Annotated in this window: 7 protein-coding genes; 1 reads left to right on the top strand and 6 read right to left on the bottom strand. The window is 72.7% G+C overall.

Annotated features, from left to right (window positions below):
* Positions 1–7: 7 nt before the first annotated feature.
* The 6 genes from GL263_RS14435 to GL263_RS14410 all read right to left on the bottom strand — a co-directional run bounded on the left by GL263_RS14435 (position 8) and on the right by GL263_RS14410 (position 8,518).
* Positions 8–571 carry a S1 family peptidase gene (locus GL263_RS14435; protein ID WP_182856105.1) on the bottom strand — a complete coding sequence of 188 codons (564 nt, stop codon included), beginning with the start codon at positions 569–571 and terminating at the stop codon, positions 8–10.
* A 198-nt stretch (positions 572–769) separates the two neighbouring features.
* Positions 770–2,323, bottom strand: coding sequence for an RNA polymerase sigma factor (locus GL263_RS14430; protein ID WP_323379394.1), 1,554 nt, complete (start codon positions 2,321–2,323; stop codon positions 770–772).
* 368 nt (positions 2,324–2,691) lie between these two features.
* Positions 2,692–3,591: a FadR/GntR family transcriptional regulator gene (locus GL263_RS14425; protein WP_194377513.1), complete on the bottom strand. Its 900-nt coding sequence runs from the start codon at positions 3,589–3,591 to the stop codon at positions 2,692–2,694.
* A 163-nt stretch (positions 3,592–3,754) separates the two neighbouring features.
* Positions 3,755–5,935, bottom strand: coding sequence for an ABC transporter ATP-binding protein (locus tag GL263_RS14420; protein WP_182856102.1), 2,181 nt, complete (start codon positions 5,933–5,935; stop codon positions 3,755–3,757).
* Between the two features lie 104 nt (positions 5,936–6,039).
* A complete protein-coding gene (locus GL263_RS14415) occupies positions 6,040–6,792 on the bottom strand; it encodes an NUDIX hydrolase (RefSeq protein ID WP_182856101.1) in 753 nt (250 codons plus the stop codon).
* Positions 6,793–6,886: 94 nt separating this feature from the next.
* Positions 6,887–8,518, bottom strand: a complete 1,632-nt coding sequence (locus GL263_RS14410; protein ID WP_228456503.1) for a DUF4192 domain-containing protein — start codon at positions 8,516–8,518, stop codon at positions 6,887–6,889.
* 152 nt (positions 8,519–8,670) lie between these two features.
* On the opposite strand from GL263_RS14410, the gene GL263_RS14405 reads away from it, so the two are divergent.
* Positions 8,671–9,931 (top strand): RecQ family ATP-dependent DNA helicase (locus tag GL263_RS14405; protein ID WP_182856100.1); only part of this gene is annotated, 1,261 nt, incomplete at its 3' end.

The following is a 9,931-nucleotide window of genomic DNA, read 5'->3' as shown; positions in this document are numbered from 1 at the left end:
GGGGACGTCAGGGGGAACGGGAGCTGTAGCTCCCGTTCCCCCTGACGTCCCCCCAGCCGAACACGCCGGCCACCGCACCGGCCTCGTACGCCGGATCCCCGGCGGAGGCCAACGGGATGGCGATGTCCGCCGGAAGCGAACGGGCGAGCCGGAGCACCGCGATGTCCCCGGAGGTCGTCCGGCGGCTGTACTGCGGATTCACCCAGACCTCGCTGACGGCGACCTCCTGGCCGGCACGAGTGCGCAGGTCGTCCCGACCCGCGATCACCCGCAGGTCGGGAAGCCGGGCCGGGTCGGCGCCGAGCGTGTCCCGGTCGAAGCAGTGCGCGGCGGTGACCACCGTGCGCGGCGACACCACCGCGCCGCCGCAGAACTGCCCGGACCGGAGGTTGCCGAAGAGCCGGCGACTGGAGACGGCGACCACCCACGGATGGTCCGCCGTGCGGGCCGTCTGGCCGCCGATGACGTCGCGGTCCAACGCGGACGCGGTGGCGGGCACCGCCACCAGCGCACCGGCGGCCGTGACCGAGGAGACGATGACTGTACTGAGCAGACGCGCGAAGGTATTCATACAGTTACCTGACTGTACGGAATCACTCCGCTACGCGCTGTCCGCCAGAAGGGGGAAACTCCCGGAACACCCGAGCGGCCGCCGGACGGCCGGGCGGCCGCGCCCCCGCGGACGGCCCCCCACGGTCCTCACGACGGAACCCGTCGGCCCCTCGTGAACGAGGGGAGCCGACGGGTTCCGTCGTGGGTCGTTACCGGCTCAGTCCAGGTAGTCGCGGAGGACCTGCGAGCGGGACGGGTGGCGCAGCTTCGACATGGTCTTCGACTCGATCTGCCGGATGCGCTCACGCGTCACGCCGTAGACCTTGCCGATCTCGTCCAGCGTCTTGGGCTGCCCGTCGGTGAGGCCGAAGCGCATCGAGACGACGCCGGCCTCCCGCTCGCTCAGCGTGTCCAGCACCGAGTGCAGCTGCTCCTGGAGGAGGGTGAAGCTCACCGCGTCCGCCGGCACGACGGCCTCGGAGTCCTCGATGAGGTCGCCGAACTCGCTGTCGCCGTCCTCACCGAGCGGGGTGTGCAGCGAGATGGGCTCGCGGCCGTACTTCTGGACCTCGACGACCTTCTCGGGCGTCATGTCCAGCTCCTTGGCCAGCTCCTCCGGCGTGGGCTCGCGGCCCAGGTCCTGGAGCATCTGCCGCTGCACCCTGGCGAGCTTGTTGATGACCTCGACCATGTGGACCGGGATACGGATGGTCCTCGCCTGGTCGGCCATGGCCCGGGTGATCGCCTGCCGGATCCACCAGGTGGCGTACGTGGAGAACTTGTAGCCCTTGGTGTAGTCGAACTTCTCCACCGCGCGGATCAGGCCGAGGTTGCCCTCCTGGATGAGGTCCAGGAAGAGCATGCCGCGACCGGTGTAGCGCTTGGCCAGCGACACCACGAGTCGGAGGTTGGCCTCCAGCAGGTGGTTCTTGGCCCGGCGGCCGTCCTCGGCGATGATCTCCAGCTCGCGCTTGAGCTTCGGAGCGATCTTGTCCGAGTTCGCCAGCTTGTCCTCTGCGAAGAGACCGGCCTCGATCCGCTTCGCCAGCTCGACCTCCTGCTCGGCGTTGAGCAGCGGGACCTTGCCGATCTGCTTGAGGTAGTCCTTGACCGGGTCGGCGGTGGCACCGGCGGCCGCGACCTGCTGCGCGGGGGCGTCGTCCTCGTCCTCGTCGGACAGGACAAAGCCCTCGTTCTCGTTCTTGCCCTCGGCGGGGGCGTCGTCCTTGCCGCCCTTGCCGGGCACCTCGACGACCTCCTCCTCCGCGAGCAGTTCGTCGACCTCGGACTTCTTCCCGGCGGCCTTCTTCGCGGCCTTCTTCGCGGTGGTCTTCTTGACCGCGCCCTCGGTGGTCTTCTTGGCGGCGGCCTTCTTCGCCACCGCCTTCTTCGCCGCGGCCTTCTTGACCGGCTTGGCCTCGCCGACCTCCGAGTCCGCAGCGTCCGGCGCGGCCGGTGCGGCGGTCTTCCTCGTGGCGACGGCCTTGGTGGCGGTACGCCGAGCGGGGGTCTTGGCCGCGACGCTCTTCCGGGTGCGCTTGGGCGCTTCGGCGGCACTCACCATCAGCGTCACACCCTCCTCGTCGAGGATCTGGTTGAGGCTGCGCAGAACGTTCTTCCACTGGGTTGGCGGAATCTGGTCAGCTTCGAAGGCCCGACGCACGTCATCGCCTGCGATCTGCCCCTCAGCCTTTCCCCGCTCAATGAGCGCCATCACGGACTCGGATTCGGCGATCTCCGCGGGGAGCGTACGGGATGTGCTGGCCGACACGAACAACCTCTCGGAACGATGGAAATGGCTTTGACCCCGCCCGGTCTCGGACTGGATCCTGCGAGCACCGGCGATCTCGTCCGGCACCTGGGGAAGCGGGGCGCCGAAGGGGAGACAACGCCGCCTACAGGCGTCCCTGTTCCCCTTGTCGCTGCTACCTCTTGAGTCATCGCGCTTCGGCAGGAAGCGTTACGTCCAATTCACGTGTCCCGGGTCACAGCCATAGCAGCCCTTACCCGTGCTTATCCGTACATATCGGCAAGGGTACCGGCACGGGGGTGCCATCCGGAGCGGCAGACCGTCGCCGGAACCCGGTGCCAGGGGCTCCGACGACGGTCTGACACCACTCCTCGGGCACGATCCCCGCCTCAGTGCTCCCGAGGGGCGGGAACCACGTGATCGGCCGAAGGCTGCGACGGCTGCGCCTGCTCCGGCCGGACCGCCAGCAGCTTGCGCATCGCCGCCTCCGCGCCGGGTCCGTCACCCGTGCCCACGGCCTCCACGATGCGCTGGTGGAGTGCCACCGACGACTCCGTGGGGCGCTCGCAGCCGGTCACCGGACCGCCCGAGACGTGGAGGGCCGAGGCGACGATCCCCGACAGGTGCTCCAGCATCCGGTTGCCGGCGGCCTGGAGCAGCACCGCGTGGAACTCGGCGTCGGCGCGGGAGAAGGTCAGCTGGTCGCCCTGCGCCAGCGCGTGGCCCATGATCTCGACCATGTCGGCCAGCCGCTGCTGGATGTCGTCCCGCCCGTGGCCGACCGCGAGCCGCGCAGCCAGCGGCTCGATCGTCCATCGCAGCTCGCACAGCTCGCGGCGCTGGCTCTCCCGCTGCGGACCGAACGCCCGCCACTCGATGATGTCGGGGTCCAGCAGGTTCCAGTCGCTGACCGGGCGGACCCGGGTACCGACGTTGGGGCGGGCGCTGACGAGCCCCTTGGCCTCGAGGACGCGCAACGACTCCCGCACCACGGTCCGCGACACCTCGAACCGCTGGCCGATCTCCTCCGGGACCAACGGCCGGTCCGCGCCGAGATCGCCGGAGACGATCATCTGCCCGAGCTGCTGCACGAGTTGGCCGTGCAGCCCTCTGCCCCGGCTGCCCGCCGCGCGGCGTCCCACCCGGGCGGCCGTATCCGGCTCCCCGCCGTCCCAGCTGGGCACGCTGGCGCCCGCACGGGGGGCGCCGGCCGCCTCGGTCCGGGGGTAGCGGGTCGTCTCGCCCGGCCCGGTCAGCGAGGAGTCGGTCGTGCGAGCCGCGGTCATCATGGAGTGCGCAAGGGTAGTCACGCACCTTTGTGTCGGCGTGCGTTCGGGCGACCTTGAGGGCTTTGGTGAAAAGCACACGAAAGGGTGATCGCCGACCGCCACCCCATTGACGGCCCTTCTTGTCCCGCATTCGGCCCCAGAGTGGCCCCGCCGGGGTGTACGACTACCGGGGCCGGGCCCGGAGCGCCCCGAACAGGTAGACGGCAAGCAGGCAGGTGAGCGACACCGCCAGCGCCGCTCCGGTCGGCCGCAGGGCGACGTCCAGCACGCCCGCGAGCCAGCCTCCGTCGCCCACCCCCGCCCAGGAGGCGGCCGACAGTCCGGCGATCCGGTCGGAGAGCGCCGCGAGGGGGTCGGCCAGGCGCTCGGCGAGCAGCCGCCGCACCAGCGGCTCGACCAGGAGCGGCACCGCCAGCACCCCGGCAAAGCCGGCGAGCGCCGAGCGGAACACCGCGGCGGACAGCAGGCCCGCCCAGCCGCAACCGATCGCCAGCAGCGCCGCGGTCACCAGCGCCGTGCCGTCCGCGCCGACAGGGCCGCCAGCACCGCCCATCGCGCCGGTGGCGGCGGCGCCGCCCGCCGGGCCGGCCAGCTCCGGCAGTGCCGACAGCGCCATCGCGTTGATCCCCGCCGAAGCCAGACACAGCATCACCGCCAGCAGCCCGACGGCGAGCAGCTTCGCCGAGAGCAGCCCGAGCCGCCGGGGGACCGGTGCCTGCGCGGGAGCGAGCGCCGGGTAGCGGAACTCGTGGCCGAAGGCGAGCGCGCCCAGCATTCCCGCGGCGGCGGCGACAGGCGCCATGGGCCAGCCGACCGCTCCCCCGTCGAACAGCCTGGGATAGCCGCCGGCTCCCGTGACACCGCCGAACCAGCAGGCCGCCCCCAGGGATGCGAGCAGCGCCACGGCGACCAGCAGCCAGGTGGACCGCACCGAGACCAGACGCCGCCACTCGTACCGCAACGGCCAGGCGGGTCCCGGCGCCGGTACCGCGCGCAGCCGCGGCGGGAGCTGGGCCCTGGCGGCCCGGGCGCGAGACGTGGCCGGTCGGCCCCTGCCGGAGGCGGCGGCCTCCGCGACGGGGCCGGGCGGCGCCGCCTCCCTTCCCTCCTGCGGAAGGAGCCCCGCCTCCCCCGCAACCGCCTCGGACCCCGGCGGCCCGCTCGGGCCTGCCGGGCCGAGCGGGCTCGGCAGCGACCGCTCCCGCCCGGCGTCGGTCACGAGCCGGTGCCGGGTGCTCGACTGCCGGGTGCCCAGCGCGGAGGTCCGGGCGGTGGTCAGCGCCGCCCGGACTGTGGGCGGCGCCGCCGCGGACGTCTCCTCGGCGACCGAGGACACGTCCGCGGCGACCGCGTTCTCCTGCCTGCCGTCGGCCCTCAGAAGCGGGACGACCTCGGGTCCGAGTCCGTTCTCCGACGGCGTGGCCGCCGCGGCGCCGCCGGGTCCGCCACACCGTTCGGCGAGCTGGTGGACGAGGACACCGTGCCGGTAGGCGACCTCACCGACCATCGCGCAGCTGCTGCCGTAGACCGAGAGGACCCCGCCGCTCTCCCGGACGACCTCCAGTGGCTCGGGCTGCCGCCCCGGTGCGCTCCGCGCCACCGGCACGACGCCCGCATGCGCCTCCCGCAGGATGAGTGCGGCCAGCCGTTCGGCGTGCGGGGTGGCGACCACCACCCGCGGACGGAGCCTGGTCCGGGAGAACTCCGCGGCCGACTGGTCGGCGAGGAGGCGACCGGCCTCGACGGTGATGACCCGGTCCCCGACCCGCAGCGCCTCAACCGGGTCGCGGGTTGTCGTCAGTACCAGGCCTCCTTCCTGGGCGAACCCGCGCAGGAGCCCGCGGACCCACGCGGCCTCGCGCGGGGAGAGGCCGCCCGCGGGGTCGTCCAGCACCAGGGTGTGGGGATCGCCGAGCAGGGCGGCCGCGAGGCCGAGGCGGCGGTCCATGCCCTGGGAGAAGGTCCCCAGACGCTGGTCCGCCAGGCCGCTGAGCCCGACGACGTCCAGCAGTTCCTCGGCGCGCTCGGCGGGGACGCCCGCGACCGCCGTCAGCATCCGCAGGTGTCCCACGGCCGTCCGTACGGGATGCCCCGGCACGTCGCCGAGCATCACCCCGATCTCCCGGGCCACGTGGGGCACCCGGTGCAGCGGGCGGCCCCGGAAGAGGGTGATGCCGCGCCCACCGACCAGCTGCAGCATGAGTCGCAGCGCGGTGCTCTTGCCCGCTCCGGCAGGACCGAGCAGCACCGTCACCTCGCCGGGCCGCGCCTCGAAGGTCAGATCGTCGACGGCCAGGGGACGGTTCCGTCGAGGGGAGCTGGTGAGCCCGATGGCCTGAATCATCACGTCTCCCGCTGAGCACCTGAAGGACTCCAGCAAGATAACGCGACATATCAGACATTCTGCGTAACGCGGCCGTGCGCTCCCTCCGGTGGACCTGTCTGCGCTCAGACCTCCGGGCGAAGCATCGGCGGATTGAGCAGCGTGGCCCCTCCCGCCCTGAACAGCTGCGCGGGGCGCCCGCCCTGGCGGGTTGTCGTGCCGCCGGTGGGCACGAGGAAGCCCGGTGTCCCGGTGACCTTGCGGTGGAAGTTCCGGGGGTCCAGCGCGACGCCCCAGACCGCCTCGTACACCCGCCGCAGCTCCCCCACCGTGAACTCCGGCGGACAGAAGGCCGTCGCGAGCGCCGAGTACTCGATCTTGGAACGAGCGCGCTCCACACCGTCGGCCAGAATCCGGACGTGGTCGAAGGCGAGCGCCTGGCCCGCGGCTTCCCGACCCGCGTCCTGCTCCGAGGAGAGCAGTGACTCGACCGGAGCCCATCTGACCGTCTGCGCGTCGCCCCCGGAGACGGGCGCGGGCAGATCGGGGGCGAGCACCAGATGCGCCACGCTGACCACCCGCATCCGCGGGTCGCGGTCCGGATCACCGTACGTCGCGAGCTGTTCCAGATGGACGCCGCCGCTCTGGCCGGCGGACTCGTGGACCCGCAGTCCCGTCTCCTCCTCCAGCTCCCGCGCGGCCGCGGCGGCCAGACCCTCCTTCGGCTGGACAAATCCGCCTGGCAGCGCCCAGCGCCCCTGGTACGGCGGCTCACCACGGCGGACCACCAGGGCGCAGAGCGCGTGTCTGCGCACGGTGAGAACGACCAGATCGACGGTGACGGCAAAGGGAGGGTAGGCCGAAGGGTCGTAGGGCATGCGGTGATCATAGTCGTCTGCCTGACGATAAACAGGCTCTCGCCGGGCACCGCCCCAGGCTCTCGGCCAGCCTCGCCCACACCGGCGTCCGGGCTCACCCGCGTTCCTCCCGCTGTCGCCGCAGACACCGCCGCAGGAACTCAGGGTCCGCGCCCTGACTGCAGGCGGCATGCAACAGCAGTGCGAACCGGTAGCGCGGGTCGAGCGCCAACGCCTGTCCGAAGGCCACCCTCGCGCCCGGTTCGTCGCCACAACACCACGCCACCCACCCGGCCAACGTGAGCGGAGCGACCGCGTGCTCCCGATAGGCGCCGACACACCTGCGGCTCAACGCCCGCCAGAGCCGCAACGCCGGCTCCGCCTCGGCGCCCTCCATCCACTCCGCGGCCCTGTCACGTGTGACCCGGTCCTGCAGGCCGAGGATCAGCACCGCCGCCTCCTCGTCCGAGAGGATCGCGTCGTCCCTCGCGTCCTGGAGACGGAACGCGGCGCCGGGGCTTCCCTCCCCCGCCCCGCTCACCGCGGGCGCCGCCAGATAACGGCGGCACAGACGACCCGCGAGGCCGAGCACCCGCTCCCGCGCCGCCGGCCTACCGGCCGCCGTCAGCAGCGCCGGAAGCAGCTCGGCCGACGCACGGTCCAGGGCTTTCTGCTGGCGGCCCGAGCGGCCGGACCCCAGGGGCGCGAGACGCGCGGTGAGCTCGGCGAGGGAGGCGCCCAGCCGAACGCCCGCGTAGGCGGAGGCCGCCGCGAGCACCGACGTACCCTGCGGAGCCAGCGGCCCGCCTTCCGGTGGACAGCACTGCCTGTCACGGCAGCCGTAGGACCAGAAGCGGCCCGTCGACACGCACAGCGCCTCGCGGACCGGCATACCGCGCCTCCCGCAGGCGGCGACAAGGCTCAGGGCGAGCGGCCTGAGGCGTTCCATCGCCGCACGGCCGTCCTCCGCGCCGCGCGGCTCCTGGCAGACGTAGACGATCACCGCGTCCGGCTGCTGTCCGCGGGCCGTACCGGCGCTGAGCAGGCACTCGGCCAGCTGCTCGGCGGCCGCGGGCCACTCCGAGCCCGCGGTCGGGATGCCCAGCCTGACGCGGCAGCCGAAGCGCCCGCTGCCACCGTGCACTCCGACCAGGACGACGGAGTCGTCCGGGTGGTAGCCCAGGAGATAGGGCAGGGCGTCGGCCAGTTCTGCCGGGCTGCGGAGAGTGACGCGCTCGGCCGGGCCGCCCATCGGCCCGAGCGCCTCCCTCGGCGGCACCGGTCCGCCGGCTCCGCCCGCGCGCCCGGCACCGCGCGGCCGGTCCGCGCCCGCGTTCTCCGCCCGGTCGCCGTCCCCCGCCGGCTCCACGGGTGGCCGTGGCGGCGCGTGCTCGTCCCGCGGTTTCTCGGATCCGGGTTCTCCGGCGTCCGAACGGACGGCGGAGGGCTCGCTCTCGGCTTCCGGGGTGACGGACTCGGGCTTGTCGACCCCATCGGGCTGGTGGGGCTCATCGGGCTTGTCGGGCTCATCGGGCTTGTCGGGCTCACCGGCCGCGTTGTCCGCGCCGGCGGGTTCCGTGCTCCTCGTGTCCGGCTCGGCGGTTGCCTTCGCCGTCCTGCTGGTGCCCGCCGGGGTGGCCGAGCCGTCTTCCTCCCTGGTGGCGGGCTCACGGTCCGACGTGCGCGACGCACGGGCCTCGGACTCGCGGGTGTTGTCGGGGTCAACGGGTGTCTTGGGATGTGTCATGGCGGCAGCGTCACGGATCAGGGCGACATCCCGCTCCGCGTTGTCCACAGCGGCCGGTATTCGTACGACAAGCCGTCGATTTGTATGACCGGTCCTCGGGATATCCCCAGCTCGCATTCGCCCCGGCCACGTTCGTCGGGTTGCATGGCCTCATGACTTCGCACGACCTTCGCGCATCCGCCGACGCCGTACTCGCCCGACTTGTGGGTGCCCCTCCGGGCACCGCACGGCTGCGGGAGGACCAGTGGCGCGCGATCGAGGCACTGGTGGCCCAGCGCCGCCGGGCGCTGGTCGTCCAACGGACGGGTTGGGGCAAGTCGGCCGTGTACTTCGTGGCCACGGCACTGCTGCGGGCGGCCGGCAGCGGGCCCACCGTGATCATCTCCCCGCTGCTGGCGCTCATGCGCAACCAGATAGAGGCCGCCGAGCGAGCGGGCATCACCGCCCGCACCATCAACTCGGCGAACACGGAGGAGTGGGACTCGGTCCAGCGGGAGGTCGCGACCGGCGGGGTGGATCTGCTGCTGGTCAGCCCGGAACGTCTCAACAGCGCCGGGTTCCGCGAACGGGTCCTCCCCGGTCTCGCGGACTCCACCGGCCTGCTCGTCGTCGACGAGGCGCACTGCATCTCCGACTGGGGGCACGACTTCCGGCCCGACTACCGGAGACTGCGCACGATGCTCGCCGACCTGAAGCCCGGCGTGCCCGTGCTGGCCACCACCGCGACGGCCAACGCCCGGGTCTCCGCGGACATCGCCGAACAGCTCGGCACGGGAGCCGGTGACGAGTCCGCCCTCGTCCTGCGCGGGTCGCTCGACCGCGAGAGCCTGTCGCTCGCCGTGTTGCGCCTGCCGGACGCCGCCCACCGCCTGGCCTGGCTCGACTCACACCTGGACACCTTCGAGGGCTCCGGGATCATCTACACCCTGACCGTCGCGATGGCGGAGGAGGTCAGCGCCTACCTGCGGCTGCGAGGCCACCGCGTCGCGTCCTACTCCGGCCGCACCGAGCACACCGAGCGGGCGGCCGCGGAGGCGGACCTGCTCGACAACCGGGTGAAGGCCCTGGTCGCCACCTCCGCGCTCGGCATGGGGTTTGACAAGCCCGACCTCGGCTTTGTGGTCCACCTGGGCTCGCCGTCCTCCCCCATCTCCTACTACCAGCAGGTCGGCCGTGCCGGTCGCGGTGTCGAGCACGCCGAGGTGGTCCTGCTTCCGGGCCCGGAGGACGAGGCCATCTGGAAGTACTTCGCCTCGCTGGCCTTCCCCCCGGAGGAGCAGGTCCGGCGGACGCTGGCCGTGCTGGAGTCCGCCGGTCGTCCGCTCTCCACGGCGGCCCTTGAGCCGCTGGTCGACCTGCGCCGTTCGCGGCTGGAGACGATGCTGAAGGTGCTGGACGTGGACGGCGCCGTGC

Origin of the sequence: Streptomyces durbertensis, assembly GCF_014156695.1 — a bacterium.
Classification (GTDB): Bacteria; Actinomycetota; Actinomycetes; order Streptomycetales; family Streptomycetaceae; genus Streptomyces; species Streptomyces durbertensis.
The sequence above is the reverse complement of the archived record's forward strand: the minus strand, read 5'-3'. Positions and strand labels throughout refer to the sequence as shown.

Bases quoted from the DNA above. Each gene is read 5' to 3' on its own strand.
- GL263_RS14410 (WP_228456503.1), bottom strand. From the start codon at position 8,518: ATGACACATCCCAAGACACCCGTTGACCCCGACAACACCCGCGAGTCC.
- GL263_RS14415 (WP_182856101.1), bottom strand. From the start codon at position 6,792: ATGCCCTACGACCCTTCGGCCTACCCTCCCTTTGCCGTCACCGTCGAT.
- GL263_RS14420 (WP_182856102.1), bottom strand. From the start codon at position 5,935: ATGATTCAGGCCATCGGGCTCACCAGCTCCCCTCGACGGAACCGTCCC.
- GL263_RS14425 (WP_194377513.1), bottom strand. From the start codon at position 3,591: ATGATGACCGCGGCTCGCACGACCGACTCCTCGCTGACCGGGCCGGGC.
- GL263_RS14435 (WP_182856105.1), bottom strand. From the start codon at position 571: ATGAATACCTTCGCGCGTCTGCTCAGTACAGTCATCGTCTCCTCGGTC.